This is a genomic window from Mameliella sp. CS4, from assembly GCF_019392335.1.
Classification (GTDB): Bacteria; Pseudomonadota; Alphaproteobacteria; order Rhodobacterales; family Rhodobacteraceae; genus Antarctobacter.
The window spans coordinates 22026-40253 of the sequence record NZ_JAHXRQ010000019.1; the positions used below are offsets into that span (position 1 = coordinate 22026).

The 18228-nt window shown below is 65.9% G+C and carries 13 protein-coding genes; all 13 read right to left on the minus strand.

Annotated features, from left to right (window positions below):
* Positions 1-3: 3 nt before the first annotated feature.
* The 13 genes from KZZ07_RS19475 to KZZ07_RS19535 all read right to left on the minus strand — a co-directional run bounded on the left by KZZ07_RS19475 (position 4) and on the right by KZZ07_RS19535 (position 18228).
* The gene (locus KZZ07_RS19475; RefSeq protein WP_219516565.1) at positions 4-1446 is read right to left on the minus strand and encodes a UDP-N-acetylmuramoyl-tripeptide--D-alanyl-D-alanine ligase; all 1443 of its coding nucleotides are present in this window, start codon (positions 1444-1446) and stop codon (positions 4-6) included.
* Positions 1443-2936 carry a UDP-N-acetylmuramoyl-L-alanyl-D-glutamate--2,6-diaminopimelate ligase gene (locus KZZ07_RS19480; RefSeq protein WP_219516567.1) on the minus strand — a complete coding sequence of 498 codons (1494 nt, stop codon included), beginning with the start codon at positions 2934-2936 and terminating at the stop codon, positions 1443-1445. Before KZZ07_RS19480 ends, KZZ07_RS19475 begins: the two co-directional genes overlap by 4 nt.
* A 68-nt stretch (positions 2937-3004) precedes the next feature.
* Complete coding sequence (locus tag KZZ07_RS19485) at positions 3005-4798, minus strand: peptidoglycan D,D-transpeptidase FtsI family protein (RefSeq protein WP_219516568.1); 1794 nt, start codon at positions 4796-4798, stop codon at positions 3005-3007.
* Positions 4795-5142 carry a cell division protein FtsL gene (ftsL, locus tag KZZ07_RS19490; RefSeq protein WP_219516569.1) on the minus strand — a complete coding sequence of 116 codons (348 nt, stop codon included), beginning with the start codon at positions 5140-5142 and terminating at the stop codon, positions 4795-4797. Before ftsL ends, KZZ07_RS19485 begins: the two co-directional genes overlap by 4 nt.
* 1 nt (position 5143) lies before the next feature.
* A complete protein-coding gene (gene rsmH / locus KZZ07_RS19495) occupies positions 5144-6136 on the minus strand; it encodes a 16S rRNA (cytosine(1402)-N(4))-methyltransferase RsmH (RefSeq protein ID WP_219516570.1) in 993 nt (330 codons plus the stop codon).
* Complete coding sequence (locus tag KZZ07_RS19500) at positions 6137-6649, minus strand: division/cell wall cluster transcriptional repressor MraZ (protein ID WP_219516571.1); 513 nt, start codon at positions 6647-6649, stop codon at positions 6137-6139.
* Between the two features lie 844 nt (positions 6650-7493).
* The gene (locus KZZ07_RS19505; RefSeq protein ID WP_219516572.1) at positions 7494-10550 is read right to left on the minus strand and encodes a fibronectin type III domain-containing protein; all 3057 of its coding nucleotides are present in this window, start codon (positions 10548-10550) and stop codon (positions 7494-7496) included.
* A gap of 8 nt (positions 10551-10558) precedes the next feature.
* On the minus strand, positions 10559-14260 hold the full coding sequence (gene gpJ / locus KZZ07_RS19510; RefSeq protein WP_219516573.1) for a TipJ family phage tail tip protein: 3702 nt from the start codon (positions 14258-14260) through the stop codon (positions 10559-10561).
* Entirely contained in the window at positions 14257-14778 is a 522-nt protein-coding gene (locus KZZ07_RS19515) for a hypothetical protein (protein ID WP_219516574.1), read from the minus strand. The genes gpJ and KZZ07_RS19515 overlap by 4 nt, the downstream gene beginning before the upstream one ends.
* Positions 14775-15200, minus strand: a complete 426-nt coding sequence (locus KZZ07_RS19520) for a hypothetical protein (protein WP_219516576.1) — start codon at positions 15198-15200, stop codon at positions 14775-14777. The genes KZZ07_RS19515 and KZZ07_RS19520 overlap by 4 nt, the downstream gene beginning before the upstream one ends.
* Entirely contained in the window at positions 15197-17554 is a 2358-nt protein-coding gene (locus KZZ07_RS19525; RefSeq protein ID WP_219516577.1) for a phage tail length tape measure family protein, read from the minus strand. Before KZZ07_RS19525 ends, KZZ07_RS19520 begins: the two co-directional genes overlap by 4 nt.
* A gap of 12 nt (positions 17555-17566) precedes the next feature.
* Positions 17567-17920: a DUF1799 domain-containing protein gene (locus tag KZZ07_RS19530; protein WP_370631208.1), complete on the minus strand. Its 354-nt coding sequence runs from the start codon at positions 17918-17920 to the stop codon at positions 17567-17569.
* Positions 17917-18228, minus strand: coding sequence for a hypothetical protein (locus KZZ07_RS19535; protein ID WP_219516578.1), 312 nt, complete (start codon positions 18226-18228; stop codon positions 17917-17919). Before KZZ07_RS19535 ends, KZZ07_RS19530 begins: the two co-directional genes overlap by 4 nt.

Here is an 18228-nt window from a genome sequence, read left to right on the forward strand (position 1 = left end):
CCCTTACCCGTCCAAGTCCGGTGTCGCTTGGCGCAATTTGCGTATGGCGTCAACTACGCGCCCCACCCCCATCGAGAGCGATCCCTTGGCCAACACCACGTCCCCGGCATCCAGATCGCGCGCGACCCGTTCCGCCATCTTGTGGCTGGTCTCGGTCCAGTGCCCGCGCTTCTCCGCAGGCAGTGCGCGCCAGAGGTGTTGCATCAGCGGGCCGATGCAATGCACCATATCGATCTGTTGCAACGCCGGATTGTTGGCAACGGCGCGATGCAGGTCCACCTCGCCCGCGCCCAGTTCCTTCATGTCCCCCAGGTAGGCGATGCGCCTTCCCTTTGCCACGCGCCCGACGTCATGGCGCGGCTGTGCCGCTGCCAGCACCTCCAGTGAGGCCGCAAGCGAGGCCGGGTTCGCGTTATAGGCATCGTCGATCAACTCGACGCTGATCCGTGCATCCACCGGGTCCAGCATGATCTTCTCGCGCAGGCCGCGCCCGGCGCCGGGATGCCACTGGCCCAGCCCCATGACCGTCTCCGCCGGGTCGAGCCCTAGCGCATCGGCGACCGCCAGAACACCCAGAGCATTGACCGCAAAGTGCCGTCCGGGGGCCATGACCTTGAAAAGGCGCGGTTCCGGTCCCGCACGCCCGATCGCCACGGTGCAGGCATCGCGCACGGTGACGCGGTACAGACGGTACTGGTTGCAGGCGCGCTCGCCAAAGCTCACCGACCAGCGGCGGCCCTCCCCGGCCTTTTCCCGCAGGATCGGGCTGACAGCCAGATCGCCGTTGAAGATCGCGGTGCCATAGGGTTCCAGCCCGTCAAAGATCGAGGCCTTTTCATGGGCGATGCCTTCGATGTTCTCGAAGGCGGCCAGGTGCGCGGGGGCGACGGTGGTGATCAGCGCCACATGTGGGCGCGCCATCCGCGCCAGCGGCGCAATCTCGCCAGGGTGGTTCATGCCGATCTCGATCACGGCGAAATCCGCGTCACGCGGCATCCGTGCCAGCGTCAGGGGCACGCCCCAGTGGTTGTTATAGCTTTTCTCGGCCGCATGGACCGAGCCATGCGCATCCAGCGTGGCGCGCAACATCTCCTTGGTCGAGGTCTTGCCCACGGATCCCGTGACCGCCACAACCTGCGCCCGTGTCCGCGCGCGCGCAGCTTCACCCAATGCTTCAAGTCCGGCCTGCACGTCCTTGACGACCAAGAGCGGCGCGGATTCATCCACACCCTCGGGCACGTGGCTGACCAGCGCCGCCGCCGCGCCCTTGTCCAGCGCCTGCTGCACGAAGTCATGCCCGTCCCGCGCGGCCTTCAGCGCCACGAAGAGATCGCCCGGTTCCAGCGTCCGGGTGTCGATGGACACGCCCGTCGCCGCCCAGTCGCAGGGCGTGCTGCCCCCCGTCGCCGCGACGGCCTCGGCAGAGGTCCAGAGCGGTTCGCTCACAGGCCCCTCCCGTCGAGCGCCGCCACCGCCACACTCGCCTGTTCGACATCGTCGAAGGGATAAACCGTGTCGCCGATGGTCTGGCCGGTCTCGTGGCCCTTGCCGCAGATCAGCAGCGCGTCACCCGGTCCAAGACCGTCGACACCGCGCAAGATCGCCTCGGCCCGGTCGGGCACTTCGAAGGCGGTCGGCGCACCGGCCAATACCTCGGCACGGATCGCCGCCGGGTCCTCGGTGCGCGGATTGTCGTCGGTCACGATCACCGTGTCCGCGTGTTCCGTGGCCGCCATGCCCATCAGGGGGCGTTTGCCCCGGTCGCGGTCGCCCCCGGCGCCGACAATGGCCACAAGGCGCCCCATGACGTGTGGGCGCAAGGCCTGGCAGGCGGTCGCCACCGCGTCGGGCGTGTGGGCGTAATCGACAAAGATCGCCGCGCCATTGTCGCGCTTGGCGGCAAGTTGCATCCGCCCGCGCACGGTCCCCAGCAGGGGCAGGACGTCAAAGACATCTTCGGGATCGCCGCCACAGGCGATCACAAGCCCCGCTGCCACCAGGATATTCTCTGCCTGAAAGCCGCCGATCAGCGACAGCCGCTCCTGCCGGATGACCCCTTCGAAGCTGAGCCGGATTTCCTGCCCCGTGGCGTCGAAACGCTGCGCTTCAAGGCAGAGGTCGGCGGCTTCGCGCCCGACGGTGATGACCTCCTGCCCCCGCGCCCGGGCGATGGCCAACATGTCAACGCCGCGCGGGTCGTCGATGTTGATGACGGCCACGCCGTCCTCGGGCAGGACACGTGCGAAAAGCCCCGCCTTGGCGGCAAAGTATTCGTCAAAGCTCGCGTGGTAATCCAGGTGATCCTGGGTGAAATTCGTGAACCCGGCCGCCGCCAGCGTCACTCCGTCCAGCCGCCGTTGCGCCAAGCCGTGCGAAGAGGCTTCCATCGCCGCATGCGTGACGCCGGATTGCGCCGCCCCCGCCAGAACCCTGTGCAGGGTAATCGGTTCTGGCGTCGTGTGTTTCAGCGGCGTCTGCCAATCCCCCTCGACCCCAGTCGTGCCTACGTTGACCGCGCGCAGGCCCAACTCCTGCCAGATCTGTCGGGTAAAGCTGGCGACGCTGGTCTTGCCGTTGGTCCCGGTCACGGCAACCATCGTGGCGGGCTGCGCGCCGAACCACAGGGCCGAGGTATAGGCCAAGGCCTGACGCGGGTCCTTTGCGATGACCAGAGCTGCGTCCGAGGCGGCCAGTTCCTCGGCGGCGATGCGGGCGCCGTCGGCATCTGTCAGAATCGCGCTTGCCCCCATGCGCAGGGCATATTGGATGAACTCACCCCCATGCACCCGCGTGCCGGGAAGCGCCGCGAACAGGAACCCGTCCTGCACTTCGCGACTGTCCACCGCGAGGCCCGTCACCGTCACATCGCGCCCGCCACGGGCGTGAAGCCCCAGTTCCGACAGGCTTTTTGACAGGATCTTGCGTTCCGACGCCATCTCTCGTTTGCCCCCAAGGTCGTTTGCTTGTCCGCCGGTCCCGGCCATCCGGTACGCGGCGGACGACCTCAGTCCGAGGCCGTCGTCAACGTCTTCACTTGCCCCTTATCATACTCCGGAGGCAAGCCCAGAAGCGGCGCGATCCGCGTGATCATTTCGGCGGCCACCGGCACGGCGGTCCAGCCCGCGGTGCGCCGCGGCCTGGAGCCGGTGGTCTCGACCGGCTCGTCCAGCATTACCACAAGGGCATAACGCGGCGCGTCGGTGGGGAAAAGGGCCGCGAAGGTGGCGATGACCTTGTCCTTGTGATAACCGCCTGTCTTCTTGGGCTTTTCCGCCGTCCCGGTCTTGCCGCCGACACGGTATCCCGGGACCTCGGCAAAGGTGGCCGTGCCTTTCTTGCCGATCACAACCTTGCGCAGCATCTGCAAAGAGGCTTCGGCAACATCGTCCCGCAGCAGCTTGTCACCCACGCGCGGGCGGTCGCGTTTCAGCAGAGTCGGTTCCACGATGTGCCCGCCATTGCCGATCATCGCGTAGGCCGCCGCCAGGTGCAGCGGCGAGACAGAGATGCCGTGGCCATATGAAATCGTCACCGCCGACAGATCCGTCCAGCGCGAAGGCACCAGCGGCTTGGCCCCCTTGGCCTCGACGATTTCCAGTTGCGGCGGCTCGAACATGCCCAGGTTGCGATAGAACTCTTGCTGGCGCCCGCGCCCGATCATCATGACGATCTTGGCCGTGCCCCGGTTCGAGCTTTGCGCAATCACGTCCGTCACCGAGATCGTGCCGTAGTTCTTGCCGTGGAACTCGCCCACCTTGAAGCCCAGCACCTCGTAGGGCGGCGAGGTGTCGATCATTGTTTCCGGATGGACAAGGCCCAGTTGCAACGCCTGCGCGATCGTCAGGATCTTGAAGGTCGAGCCAAGCTCGTACAGGCCCTGCACCGCACGGTTGAACAGCGGGCTGTCGTCCGGCTGCCCCTCGACCGGTGGGCGGGGCCGGTCGTTCGGATCGAAATCGGGCAGCGACGCAATGGCGATCACCTCGCCCGTGTGCACATCCATCAGCACACTGGCAGCCCCGCGCGCGTTGAGCATCTTCATGCCCGCGTCCAGCACCTCTTCGGTCGCCGCCTGCACCGACAGGTCGATGGACAGCGCCAGGGGGGCGCCTTCGCGTGCCGGGTCCCGCAGTTCCTCGTCCAGGTATTTCTCGATCCCGGCGGTCCCCACCACCTCGGCCGAGGCAACCCCCTGCCGACCGAAACGTGCGCCGCCAAGGACATGGGAGGCGATGGCGCCATTGGGGTACAGCCGCATCTCGCGCGGGCCGAACAGCAGTCCGGGCTCACCGATGTCGTGCACGGCCTGCATCTGTTCGGGGCTGAGTTTCTGCTTCACCCATAGGAATTTACGCTTGGGATCAGCAAACCGCCGCGCCAGCGCCTCGGCCTCCATCTCGGGAAAGATCCGGGCCAGTTCCTGGGCCGCACGCAGCGGGTCGATCATCTGTTGCGGGTGCGCGTACAGGCTGTGGGTCGACATGTTGGTGGCCAGGACGCGACCCTGCCGATCCACGATATCCGCGCGGCTGGCAATGATCGAGGCGCCGCTGGCCTGGGCGCGCGGCTCTTCGGGTTCCGAGGCCGACAATACGCCCATCCGGGTCCCCACCACGCCGTAGGCACAGAGGAACATCATCGCCAGCACCAGCAGGCGACCCTCGGCGCGCAGGCGCATCCGGTCGCGCATGTCCTCGTGGCGCAGCCGGCGGTTCTCTCGCTCGATGACGTCGGGATTCTCGCCGTTCTGGCGGGCCTCAAGGATACGGGCAAGCGGGCGAAGCGGAATACGGGTCATGGGTTGGTCGCCCCGGCAGAGGTCACGTCGATGGGCTGTGTCAGGTCAAGGATCTGAAGCTGGGGAAAGGCCACCTGGTCGACCTTGGCAAAGTGGTTCGGTGTCAGCGGCAAAAGGCCCAGACGATCAAAGTTCAGCTCGGCCAGATCGCGCAGACGGTCAGGCCGGTTCAGGTAGGCCCATTCCGCCCGAAGGATCGCCAGCCGTTCACGCGCGCCGCCGATGTCGCGCCGCAGATCGTCGACGTGGTCAAGCTCTGCCTTGGTGCGGTAATTCTCGTAATAGGCCCAATAGCCGGAGCTGATGACGGCCGCGGCTGCGAGCAGGAACATAAGGCTGCGCATTTCATCTTCTCCTTGTTTTCGGTTTCATCTGGGGGGTGGACAGGTCCGCGGCCTCGACAGGCCGGGACGGGACAGTCGTCCGCCGCCCCACCCGCAGCTTGGCGGAGCGAGCGCGCGGATTGGCCGCCAGTTCGTCCGCATCCGGCCCGATGGCCTTTCGGGTCAGAACCTCGAAGGGTTCCGTGGCCTCGGGCGCCTCGGCGGCATACCGGTTCACATGCTCTTTCTTGCCGCCATGCAGCTGGAAAAAGCGTTTCACCATCCGATCTTCGACCGAATGGAAGGTCACGACCGCCAGCCGCCCGCCCGGCTTCAGCACCCGTTCGGCGGCCATCAAACCCTGCCACAGCGCGTCGTATTCTCCGTTCACCGCGATCCGGAGCGCCTGAAAGCTGCGGGTGGCCGCATGGGCCTGCCCGGGCTTGGTGCGCCCGATGACGCGTTCTATCAGCCCGGCCAGCGGCAGGGTCCGGTCAAAGGGCCGGTCCTGCACGATGGCCCGCGCAATGCGGCGCGATTGCCGCTCTTCACCATAAATATAAAGGATATCGGCGATTTCCGCCTCGTCACCCGTGTTGACGATATCCGCCGCCGACGGCCCGCCCTGCCCCATGCGCATGTCCAGCGGCCCATCCCTCATGAAGGAGAACCCGCGTTCGGCCCGGTCAAGCTGCATCGAGGAAACACCGAGATCCAGCACCACGCCGTCGACGGCTTCTGCCGCTTCGTCCATCTGTGCGAAATTGCTTTCGACCAGCTCCAGCCGGTCGCCATAGGCCGCGCCCCAGTCGCGCGCCATCTCATGCGCCAGCGGGTCACGGTCGATCCCGATCACCTTGTCGGCGCCCGCCTCCAGCAGGCCGCGTGTGTATCCGCCAGCGCCCAGGGTTCCGTCGATCCAGATGCCCTCGACCGGCGCAACCGCCTCGAGCAGCGGGCGCAGCAGCACCGGAACATGAGGTGCGCCGCCGTTATGCGCCGCGGGATCGCTCACTCAGACCTCCTCGGCCTCGTCCAGCCACTCCATCGGATCCTCCGGCAGTTCGTCCATCAGGTCATCTTCTTCGATTGCATCGGTCGGCTGGTAGCGGTCCGCCGCCCAGATCTGGAACTTGTTGAGACTGGCCACGGCGTAGGTCTCGCCATCGATGCCGTAGCGCCCGCGCAGCTTGGCGGGAATCACGATCCGCCCGGTGTCGTCAACGGAGGCATTGACCGACCCCGAGGAATAGATCTTGGACAACATGCGCTTGCGCTCGCCGGATTTCATCGCATCGATGCGATCCTCGATGCGCTCCATCTCTTCGACGGTGTAACATTCCAGGTAGGGCAGCCGCGGATTGCCATAGACCATGACAAAGCCCGGATTGCCGTTGTCCTTGGAGTCCTTTTCCCAGTCGGGGTCGCCAGCCTCGAGGACACGACGAAAGGAGGCGGGAATGCTCATCCGCCCCTTGCCATCGACCTTCAGTCGATGCTCGCCTCTGAACCTCAGCCTGCGGCTCACTGCCCTCGGCCCCTCTTCCCCCGTTTGAAACGAAATACGGCGGGTTGATCAGCTGCCATTGATCAACCCGCCGCTTGACCCGCTATGCGGGTGTCTCCGACTGCGCGCGCCACCTGGGGGGATGTCTGCTCGCCCGCGCGCCGGATCCTTGTTGTCACGATGAGAGCGAACGCCTGTATGAAACCTGCTCTTTTTGTTTTTGTGAGTTCGGTGCTGGGCCTTGGGTGCCCTTGCCTCCGCGTCTCATCGTGTGGATTATTGATGCCATGACACTTCATGGTAATCAATCCCTTTTTGGGGGAAATCGAGGAATGCGCCGGCAGACAGGGCCTTGGAAATAGGACAAAATCGACACCTCAGGAGCGAATTGGCGCAAACCTAGCGGGATGCGGAAAATTGGGCACAAGATGTAGACGCGCTCAGTGGTGAGAAAAAATTCCCCTACGGTCCCACGAAATCCACGGAAAAGGAGCACCAGGCCCTCGCGAACCCAATCTATCGAAGCTTGATGCCTGATTTTGACCTGCGAATCACCCTGAATCGGACCGATTCCGGCAGGTTCGGCGGGGTTCTGCCCGACCGGACCAGAATTTCCCACACTGAGTGCCACAAATTCCCAACAAGCAATCGCACCGGGATCTTCCTGGCGGCTTGTAGGGTGACGCAAATTCTTGCCGTAAATTACACCAGTGTAGCGTGACGCTAAGTTTTACAGTGATTTACACTAAGTTTTACAGCAACGGGGTTTTCGAGAGCTGCGCCTCGCAGCCGATTGACCCCCCGCTAAACGCCTGTTTAACGCCCGCTCACGGACCCGGCCCGACCAGTGCCGGAGGTCGATCAATCAAGACCCCGCAGCTGCGCTATCGCTGCCGACAGCGCCCCAGCCCTCCGGATTGTAGCTCTCGACGCGGACGCCGTAGGTGGCGCCAGCCGTCAGCCCGGTAATGGTGTACGACCGCGCGCGCAGGTCGGTCGCGACGACCGAGTATGTGCCGGACGCGGGGCTGTCCTCGACGCTGACGCGGTGCGCCTCTACTGGCCGTCTGCCATCGTCAGACGGCATGTCCCATGTGACGTCGATCTCGCCTGACGACGATCCTGTGACCGCAGCCACGGTCTGCGGTGCACCCGGCACCGCCACGGTGCCGGTCATGTCCCCGTTGGCAATCAGGGCGCCGATGATCGCGCGGGCAATGACGAGTTTGGCCGTGTCATTCGGGTGCGTACCGTCTCCGGTCTGGCTGCGCGGCCAGATGTCGTCCGCGATGTCCGACAGGTCATTTGCGCTGCCGTCGTTGAGGCACTGGATCGCGGCCAGGGTGCCCACGTAATAGCCGTCTGGCACCAGTGCTTCGGCAAATGTCCTCAGGTCGTTCCAGGCCGTGCGCAAAGCGGCGATCTCAGGATCTCCGTCGCTCTCGGAGCGGATCGGGTTTGCCTCGACAATATACAGGCTTGCCGTCAGTCTCTCATCAATCCGCGCGAGCGCATTTAGCCACTGGTCGCGCGTCTGGGTGCTGGCCAGTTCCCACGCGCCGTCGATATGGACGGTCACCGCGTCCCACATGGCCGGGTAGAGCGCGTGGCGCGCGGACTGCTCGGTCGCGGTGCTCCCACCTACCCCGTCTGTGCTGGTCAGGGCGTAATCGCCGTAATTGGCCAGCTCCTGCGAGATATACCGCTCGATTTTATTGCTGGCGGGAAAACTATCCCCCAACAGGTGCACCTGGGCACTTGTGTCTGCCATGAGCGCGCGCACCTCCGCGTCGGTGTAGCGCCCAGGATAGATTCCGGCGCTGTGAAGCGTGGCGTTGGTGAGCGCCGCGGCGCTGGCAGCATTGGCCCCGGTATGGATGCCGGTGGGAATGTCCATCGCCGTGTAAAACACTGTCGTGTTGCTCTGCGCCGGGCGTCCGTCAGAAAAGAACTCTGGCAGCCGGTCTTGCCGCAGCCGCAGCCCTACCCGATGCCGCCCCCAGCCCACGATGCCCGTGGACTGTCCCGGCCAGTCCAGAACCATGTCCGTGCCCTGATTTTGCACCGTCGCCTGCACCCGGAATGTGTCAGTGCCGCCGATATTGATTGTCTCGAATGCGCAACTGATCACGGTACCCGCGTCTGACTCTATTTCCAGCAGCGTGCCAGAAGGCGAGGCCCCCTCTGCAAATTCATAGTCGAGCACTAAGAGCATTTCCGGCTCGAACCACGCGTCTTCGGTCAGGCTGTAGTGACCGCCCCCGTTGTCGGTCAGATCACCCAAGACACGATCAACCCCCGCCCAGGAAAACTCAGAGTTTTCGTAGTCGAGAATGACCGGATTTCCCCCGTTCGGTGTGCGCGAGACGTTCGGGAAGGTCCCCCGGAAAATGTCCGCACGAATGATCTCTTTCTGGGCGGCAGTCGGGATCGGCCCCCAGTATCCACCGTAGAAACGACCCGTCGGCGCAGACGTGGACGCCGTGTTGCGCGATGTGAAAATGGCGAGCCCCTGCGTATCTGCGCTCACATCGTAAGGCACGATAGTTTTCGTCACGGTCGCCGGATTGGCTCCGAGGGGCGCGTTTTGACCGTTTGAGATGGTGCAAGTCAGGTCTGCGCCCGTGCGTTCGATATCGACAACGTGTGGTTTACCATACCCCAGGTTGCCAGCGATTTGCGTCAGGCTGCCCGCCGCGTTCGGCCAGCGCAGGCCCGCCGCGCCGTCAAATCGCAGCCCGCCATTGGCGGTGCTTGTGGTCCCGAAATAATAGGTGCCGGTACTGCCGGACTGATACCAGCCGCCGATGTGGCACCAGTCCGTCCCGAGGTCGAGCACGTTGCTGTTGCTGTCAATGGGGACATAGATCTCGCCGCTGCTGGCGGCCTCAATGTAAAACGAGCCCGCCGCGTCCTGCCGCAGGGTGCCGCGTGCCGCGTCAGAGGTGGCTACCGCACGGTATGTCTCATCGGTGCAGCGGATGCAGCCCACGGCGTCCCCCACCGCCGCTGGCGTCGTCGCTCCGTAATCCGCCTCCTGAAAGCACAGCGTGGGGTCGATGCGCACCAGCAGACCGCCAATCGTGGCCGCGAGCCTCCCAACGTCACTGCCGACACGCTGCACGACCGGCGTGAGTGTACCGTCAATATCGGTATACGCGCCGGTGCGCTCCCACCCAGCAGGGGTTTGCACGCCGAGCGGCTGCACAGCCATCACACCATAGGGAATACCAGCGCCAGATGCCTCCGTCGCCGCATCAAGTTGCCCCTTGTTAACCGCATGCCCGTCCGCCGTGCCGTCCGGCACCGCCACGCTATCGGCGCCGGTCATGTCCACGTCGCCCGTGAACGCGGGTCCTGCCAGTGGGGCCTTGGCATTCAGCGCGGTCTGTGTCGCTGTGCTGACAGGCTTGTCCGCATCGGCGGTATTGTCGACGTTACCCAGGCCCACGTCGCCCTTGACCAGCGTGACCGTGCCGGTCTTGCCTGCGACCGACAGCACCTGTTTGTCCTCCAGCCTGTACCAGTTTCCCGCGTAGGTCGTCGTGCTCGCGGCATCAACCAATGCGACCACCTGGTCACCGACAACGAACGGGATGCCGTCCACCGTGCCAGCGGTATTCACCTCCCAGAGGTCATTGGCCGATGCTGCGGCGGGGAAGCTTCCAGACGACGCATCCCATCCACCCTGTAGGGCAAAGTCACCCACGGCGGCCTCCAGCGCTTCGATGCGTGTCTCGTGATCGTCGGTGACCGTCGTGGGGGCCTTGGCCGCAATCGCATCGGCCACCGCCCCCGTCGCGGCGAGAGCCGTCGCAAGGGCGGTCGAGGACAATGGCCCGGTGGATCCGTTGTGCAGCGCGAAGACAAAATCGAACCCTGCCAAAACGTCCTTGTCGGAAATGCGTATGCCTGTGCTCATGTGGGGCCTCAGATGATGGTGACTGTGATGGCGGCGGACACGGCCGAGCCGATCCCGTCGCTGTTGAGGGCTGCAAATCGGTATTCAAACGCCCCTTGAGGGGCACTTGCGGCGGTCTCGCGGATCAGGGTCAGGCTCTCGACCGTGCCGTCGAAATCGGAGGTCGACACAACCTCGATCCTGTCATTTCCAGTCACCGCGTCGAGGCTGAAGAGCGCCTGGCCATCGGCACTGATCGCGCTCGTGGGCACGGCGGTCCCGCCCGCCAGCTGCACGGTGACCGACCCGGCCGTCCGGCCGGAAATCGTGACCTGACCCCGGTAGGTCTCTCCTACTGTGAGGCTCAGGGACTGTGACAGGGTGGATGCCGCGCCCGGCGTGTGGCTGGCGGGCAGCGTTGCGCTGCCCCAGCCGCCGCCGTTCGTCCAGGTCGCCGCCAGCAGATCGGCACGGGTGCTGTCGCCATCGGTGAAGGTGACGGGCTGGCCGGAGGGCACTGGTTGGCCGAGGAAATCCTCGTCCGTCTCGGTCTCCGGCGCACCGAGGACATCCGCAACCGGGTCGAAACTGTCGCCGACCGCCGTGCGGAAGATCTGCACGCTCGCGGTGTTCAGATCGCCCACCGCCACGGTGATCTGCGTCACGCCCAGGCCGGCGGACACGGTGACGGCCTCCAGATCGATCTCCTCCGGCAGGGCGCCCAGGTCCGCGCCGACGGTGACGGTCGCGGTGGCGGTATAGGCGCCCCAGTCGCCATCGAAGTCGAGCGCACGCGCACGCAGCTCGACCACGTCGTCCTGGTCATAGCTCAGCTCGGCCGAGAGCGCCGTCGCCACCGTGGTCCAGGACCCTGCTCCCTGCAGCCGGTGGTCCAGCTCGAAGGAGGCGATCAGCGCCCGGTCGTCGGGGGCGGTGGCCAGGGTGACCTGCAAGCTCCGCGCGTCGCTGCCGTAGACCCCCTCGGCCGCCGTGGTTTCGATCCCGGCGAAGACCGGCGCCAGCGGGTCGATGCCGACGTCCACGATCTGCCCGACGATGGGGGACCAGGTCTCGGGCACATAGGCATCGGTCAGTTCTTCGATCTCTGGCGCGGCATTGGTCAGCGTGACCGTGGCCGAGAAATCCTCACCCGGCTCGATGTCCAGCACCAGCGCCCGCTCGGAGACGTCCGAGACCGGACCGAAGAGGATCATTGCCCCCTCGGCCGGAACATCGGCCCCGGTGACATGCAGCGTCCTGGTCTGCCCCGGCACCGTCTGCACCGCGCTCAGCACAGACTGCCCCACCGGATCTTCCTCGTCGAAGCCGATGAAGCGGATCGCGTAGCTCTGCCCGGCCTCCATTGTCACCATCTCGTCGAGGATGATCAGCGCGTCCTGGGCGGACAGCACCCATGCCGAGGCCTGCGTGCTGTCCAGGACCGGGTGTGTCAGCCAGACATGATCGCCGCGCGTCTCCACGCGTGCCGCCCCCGATCGTTCGACCGTCCAGCGGTCGCGCCGATGCTCGACCACCAGCATGTCGCGGTAGATCTCGCGGGCGATTTCTGTGGCGTTGGTCTTGCCCGGTTTCTGCCACTCCTCGACCAGGTCATAGGGCGCGCTCTTGCCTGGCCAGGGCACCACGACCTCGCCGTCGAGATAGTCGTTGTCCTCGTCCTTGAAGTGGACCCTTACCGCATCGGGCGTGCGCAGGAAGCTGCGCTGCCCCTGGAAGTTGCGGCTGTTGCGCGGCGCGATATGGGTTCGCTCGCGGGGCGGTTGCCGGTCGATGATCACCGACCAGGCCGCGCCATCGTGCCAGGGGCTGGCCCGGCCGGCGGCGGCGATGACGGTTAGCCGGTCCAGCAGGCTTTCCCAGCGCCGCTGATCGCGGTCATAGTGCAGGCCCTTCGCGGTGCAGAATTCGTGCCAGTCCGCCAGCGCTTCCCAGTCGATCTCCGCGTCGGCGACCGGCTCGGGATTGTCCGGCCCCTGCAGCGCCAAGAGATAGGCCGAGGCCGGGTTCCGGGTCAGCGCCTCGGTCCAGGTCTCGCCATCCCAGTCGAGCGCGTAGCGCTGCACCAGCGCGTTGAGCTGGTCGAGCGTGCCGGAGAGCTGATACGTGGCGCGCATTTTCACCGATATCATCGCAAGCGGCGCGCTCATGCGCTCAAGGTCGATCGGGTATTCCGGCCGGTAGCCCTGCACCGCGGTCAGGTAGACCGTGCGGGAGATCCTCGAATGATCCTCGCTGGAGGAGGTCCGTGTCAGGCGGATCTCCCAGTCCCCGCGCGAGGGCAGCGCCCAAGTGTATTGCCGGCGGAATGGCTTGGCGCTGGCGGCGGAGTATTCCAGCTCAGCGACCTCAGTCCAGCTCACTGACCCGACCTCGCGCTGGTCGAGCCGGAACGTCACGGTGTGGCGCTTGTTCTCCTCCGAGTTCACGTCGAAGCGGTAGAGACCGCCGGGGAAGTTCAGCACGATCCCGCCGCGCACCGCGTCCGATGCCAGCCTCCGGATCACCGGCGTCTCGATCAGCCCACCCGCCTTGTCCGGGTTGCCGTCGTCGTCAAGACCGTAGTCGTGGATCAGCTCGATCTGCTCGGGTTGCTCGATCGCCTGGATCGACGTGATGGTCACCGGATCATCGTCGAGCGCCCCCTCGCGCAACTCGTACTCGATGTCGCTGAACTCGGTGATCGGCGTATCGCCTATGCGGATGTCAGAGATATCAAGACGGCCATAGCCGAAGAGGAACAGCGCCCGGATATACTGATCGTCGCCGACGATCTGCTGGTAGGGTTGCATGGCAAAGACGGGTGCGACCCGGATACGACCCATCGGCATGGGAACGGGCTCGCCGTGGATGGCCTGGTTGCGCAATCCCTCAACCGCGTAATCGGTCTCGGGATCCCCCGGACCATCCGGCGACTGCGGCAACTGGATCAGCGAGTTCAGCGCCGCCGCCCCCAGCGCCGTGACGGCCAGGGCTCCCCCGAATGCGAGGATGTTGACCACCGGCGTGGCCAACCCCAGACCGGAAAGGAAAACCGCAGCCTTGATGGCTAGGGCGCCCACGCCCGGCACCACGCGCAGGGCGACATGGGTGCCGGCGTGCGGCGTGATGCGGCACCACCAAGCGCGCGGGACCGGGCGCCAGTCACGTCCATGCGCCATCGTCACCCGGACCCGGCTCAGCACGCTGTCCGGCGCACCGGGGAACACCCGGTCGACGATCTGAGCGATGGTCAGTGTGGGCGCCAGATCAAAGCTCTGGCGCAGTTGGTCAGGCAACATGCCCCGCGCGGCGATCACATGGACCGGCGCGGGCCGGGCATAGCGGTAGACCCCCATCAGCCGCTTGCGCCACATCGGATCCCGGATCGGGACGGTACAGCTCTCGCTGTGGCCGTGGATGTGCAGCATGTCGCGGGCATCCACGGCCACGGCGACATGGGTGGCATGCGCCCCCACCCGGAACAGCAAGACGTCGAAAGGCGCGATCTCCTCGACCGCGCGCCACGGTCCCTTGTCCCGCTCGCCCGTGATCAACGCGCCCAGTTCCGCCCGTTCCGCCAGGTCCGGGCAGACGTCGGTGTAGCTGGGCAGGTCGATCCCCAGCTCGCCCCAATAAACCAGGCGCACCAGCCCCCAGCAGTCCGCGCCCGCGCGGCTGCGCCCGTGGTCCTGCTGCGGGATCCCGAGGTATTCGACCGACCAACAGCTCATCGGAACAGCCCCGGGAACCGGTCCTTGGTCATCAGGTCGCGCGGGACGCCACGCTCTTCGATGGCCCGGCGGGCGGAGGTGATGACCAATTGGTCGCTGTAGGAGATGTCCGAGACCTCCAGGCCCCGGTACTCGATCTCGACCGTGTCCGGCGAGGCGGCATAGACAACCGCCAGGTGCGCCGTCGCCGGCGTGATGGTCGAGCGCAACTTCTTGACCAGGGTGTCATCGAAGAGACTGAGGATGACGCGCACGGCCGCAGGCGCATCCTCCTGGTCCCCGGGCATCTGGTAGCTGGCAAAGGCGAACTCGTAATACTCGGTCGCAGGGTCCGCCCCGTTCCAGGTCGACCGTGTGCCGTAAAGCAGCGGGTCGACCGACAGACGTGTCGCGTCCGAGGAGATGCGGATCGGCGCGTCGAGATCCGCATGCTCGAACTGCATCAGCAACACCTCGACCTCGGTGGAACTGCGTGCCTCGTCGTGGCGGCGGGCGGTGATGGAAACAGAGCGGCTCATGGCAGGTCGTAGACGGTGAAGGAGACGTCGATGGAGGTCCCGCGAATGGGGCCACTAAGCGGCGGTTCATCCCCCCAGAGGCAGAGCATCACGCGCTCGCCCAGGATCGGTGTGTCATCCTCGAACAGGAGCGGCGTGCCGTCGGTATCGAACAAGGGAAGCCCGTCGCGGCGCGGGTCCGGCATCCAGAACGGCAAGGTCCCGGTGACCAGGTCCGCCCGGAAGAACCGGTCGAGTATGCCCTGCTGCTCGGGATCCAGCACCAGCTTCAGCTGCAGCAGCGCGGGCACGCCGGAATAGCGCGGGGCGTAGCGCGGCACGCCGTGCTCGGCGGCGCGGCGGCGGCGGTTGTCCTGCAACGTCTCGGCATAGGCATTCCGCAGGGGCCGGGGCAGTTCGCTGGGCCAGGTCGGGACCGTCATGTGCGCACCAGCGGCTCGCGCAGCCCCTTGCGGCGCAAGGAGCGGCGGGCCTTGCCGCCCGGCAGGTTCATGGCCTCGTTGACCATGTCGGAGGCGACGAAGGCGGTCTGGCGCGACCCGTCCGGGCCGGTCTCTTTCACCTGTTCCAGGCGAATGCCCCGGCTGGTCTGGTCGTAGAGGTTAAGGCTCACCTGGGGCGCGGGCGCAGCGTAGCTGCCGCCGCCATGCGCGCCACCGGACGCAAATCCGGGGATCGGCGCGCCGGCATTGATCGCCTCCAGCAGCGGGCGGTGTTTCTGGGTCGCGCGGGCGTTGACCGTGAACTCGCCAGCCGAGGTCAGGATCGGGATCTTGTCGGCCTTCGGCCCGCCCAGACCGTAGTGCATCCCGACCGCATCGTGCCCTCCGCCTTCGGCCAGGCCGAAAATCTTGCCGATCCAGCCAAGGGCGCCGCCACCGCCCCCCGAGATCCCGAAGAGCATGTTGACCAGCCCCATCAGGGGGCCCTCGCCCAAGAGCAGCGCCTGCCAGGCGGCGTCCTCCAGCGACCGGGCCATGCGCTGCCAGGCCGAGGCCGCCTCATCCCCGCCGCGCACCAGGTCCGGGATCAGGTCCGCCATGCTGGAGCGGAAGAACTCCGAGGTCTCCGCCGCCTGGGCCTTGGCCAGTTCCTCCTCCTGGATCGAGGCGATCAGCCCCGCCACCGCCCGCCGCTCTCCCTCCGTCGCCCCGGCGAGGTCTTCGCGCAGGCGGATCATCTCCTGCTGGATCGGATCGCTCTCGCGCAGGAGGGCAAGTTCATCCCGCTTGGCCGCGATCAGATCCTTGACGGCTTCGCGTTCCTTGTGGCTTGCCTTGGCCGCACCTCCAGCGGACCGCCCAGCTTCGGCCTGCTCCTTCCTCCAGGCGATGGTCTTCTGCCGCAGTTCCTCGACGGCCTTGGCATTGGCGACATACTCCGCACGCTGCAGCGAAAGACCTTCCTGCACAATCGGATCAAATCCAGTGGTGTCGCCAAGATTGGTGTTGAACCTCTCGCCGGCCAGCGCGCCGGCCCGTCCGACAGGGTCGTCCCGGTATTCCCAGTTGATCTCGGCGGTGCGCATGTCGGCAATGCCCTGCGCGGACAAGGAAATCGCGGCACCCACTGCACGCTGCAGCTCATCCGCCAGCGCCTTTGCCATCCGGTACCCGGCGCCCAGCCCGCTTTCGATGTCGACCGACGCCAGCCGGAGCTTTTCCTCAAGGGTGGCGCGGATCGCGTCCTTGAGATCTTCAGAAACAGTCAGGCCGTCGAGGGCGCGTTCCATCGCAGCGCGGGCTGCGTCGGCCCGGGCGCGTTCCAGCATCACGCTGTCTTCGCCGAAGGTCAGGCCAATACGAGTGAGTTCATTTTCCTGCTGAAGGCTTAGCAGCATCTCTTCAGCGGTCGCCAGGTCTTGTTCACGGCGCTTGCGCGCCTCCTCTTCCAGGCGCGCCTTTTCCTTGGCCTCGTCGGTGAGCTCCTTGTTGATCCCCTGCGCGTCGCGCAGCGCCGTGAGATTGGCTTCGGCGGCGGCCAGCCGCTCTTTCGCCTCTCGTACGGCAAGTTCGAAGGGATAGGAGCCTCGGCCCTGGTTGTCTGCCAGTTCGGCCTGCGCCTCCCTCAATTCCTGGCGTGCCTTCCTGGCATCGTCCAGGAGCGTGAGTTCCTCCGGCGATGCCAGACCGGAGGTCAGGAAACGGTTCTCGAAGCGCAGCTCGTCGATCTTGGCCTTGGCATTCTCCAGGCGCTCGGCAAAGTGATCCGCCTCGTCGGAGCTGCTGCTCAACCATTGGATCAGCGCCCCGCCCATCGCGATGGTGCCGATGGTGATCAGGTTGATCGGGCTGATCATCGCCGTGGCGCCCTGCAACAGCAGCTTGAAGGCATCCTTGCCCTTGGCGCCCGTCGACTGGAACACCTGCCCGATCTGGGTCCCCTGCTGGATCGCCAGCTGCAGGGGGTTCTGACCAGCCGCCAGCATCACGCCGATGTCGTTGAACTGCGAGGTCAGGTTGCCCACGGATCCTGCAGCGCTATTGATAGGCGCTTTGGTCTCCTTGGCCTTTGCCTTGAGCTTGGTCAGCTCACCGCGCAGCGCGTCGATCTGCTTCTTCGCCGCCGCGTGCTCTTTCCCGAGATTGACCAGATCGACCTTGTAGGCCTGCATCTGTTTCTGCAGGGCCATAAAGTCGGTCGAAGCGCCCTGGCCGCTTTGCCCCAGGGCATCAACCTCGGTTTTGAGCCCCCGCGCGCCCTGGCCGGTCTTGGCCAATTCCGCCTGCGCCTGTTTGCCGTCGGCGGTGAGGCGCGCATGCATATTCAGCGTCATGTCACCCCCCGTTCAATCCCGGTTCAAGGCCTCTTTGGCCCCCTGTTCGATCTGCCGGATGTCCGCCCAGAGGTCGGGCGTGACCTCGATCCCCGCCAGGCTCAGCCCGGCCTTGACGGCGGCGTGGTCCAGGCCCACCCAGCGGGTCGGGGCACCAAAGCGCGGCTCGATCCGCCACTGGGTGCTGACGACGGCAAAGGCCTCCAGCGCGGCGACATGCTCGGGCCAAAGCGCCTCGTCCGCGTCCTTGGCCTGCAGCAGCTCGGGCGGGATGCCCCAGAATGCCGCGTCCTCGTCGATCTGTCGGGCCGGGCCGGACTGGTCCGAGAAGTGCCCCTCGATCAGTGCCCGCCCGGCCCATCTCAGTTTCCCCGGCGGGCCTCCACGCGGCCTTCGTTGTAGGCCCGCAAGAGCGCGATCCGCAGGTCGGCAAAACCGATGACCTGCTCCAGCAGCTCCGGCGAGTGCGGGATCGGCTGCTTGTCCGCGCCCTCGATGTCGTCAAGGCGCCGGATGATCTTGCGCATGACGGCCTTTTCGCCCTCGACGCCCTGGGCCTCGATGCCGGTCATCTCGTCGTCGGGCAGGATCAAGAACTCGGCGCGAAAGTCCTGACCGTCTGCGGTCTGGACGGTGCGGGTGAAAACACGCTCTTCGGCGATGCGAAATGCCAT

Coding starts and splice junctions, on each gene's coding strand:
- KZZ07_RS19515 (WP_219516574.1), bottom strand. CDS start 14,778: ATGAGCCGCTCTGTTTCCATCACCGCCCGCCGCCACGACGAGGCACGC.
- gpJ (WP_219516573.1), bottom strand. CDS start 14,260: ATGAGCTGTTGGTCGGTCGAATACCTCGGGATCCCGCAGCAGGACCAC.
- KZZ07_RS19505 (WP_219516572.1), bottom strand. CDS start 10,550: ATGAGCACAGGCATACGCATTTCCGACAAGGACGTTTTGGCAGGGTTC.
- KZZ07_RS19480 (WP_219516567.1), bottom strand. CDS start 2,936: ATGGCGTCGGAACGCAAGATCCTGTCAAAAAGCCTGTCGGAACTGGGG.
- ftsL (WP_219516569.1), bottom strand. CDS start 5,142: ATGCGCAGCCTTATGTTCCTGCTCGCAGCCGCGGCCGTCATCAGCTCC.
- KZZ07_RS19520 (WP_219516576.1), bottom strand. CDS start 15,200: ATGACGGTCCCGACCTGGCCCAGCGAACTGCCCCGGCCCCTGCGGAAT.
- KZZ07_RS19485 (WP_219516568.1), bottom strand. CDS start 4,798: ATGACCCGTATTCCGCTTCGCCCGCTTGCCCGTATCCTTGAGGCCCGC.
- KZZ07_RS19525 (WP_219516577.1), bottom strand. CDS start 17,554: ATGACGCTGAATATGCATGCGCGCCTCACCGCCGACGGCAAACAGGCG.
- KZZ07_RS19535 (WP_219516578.1), bottom strand. CDS start 18,228: ATGGCATTTCGCATCGCCGAAGAGCGTGTTTTCACCCGCACCGTCCAG.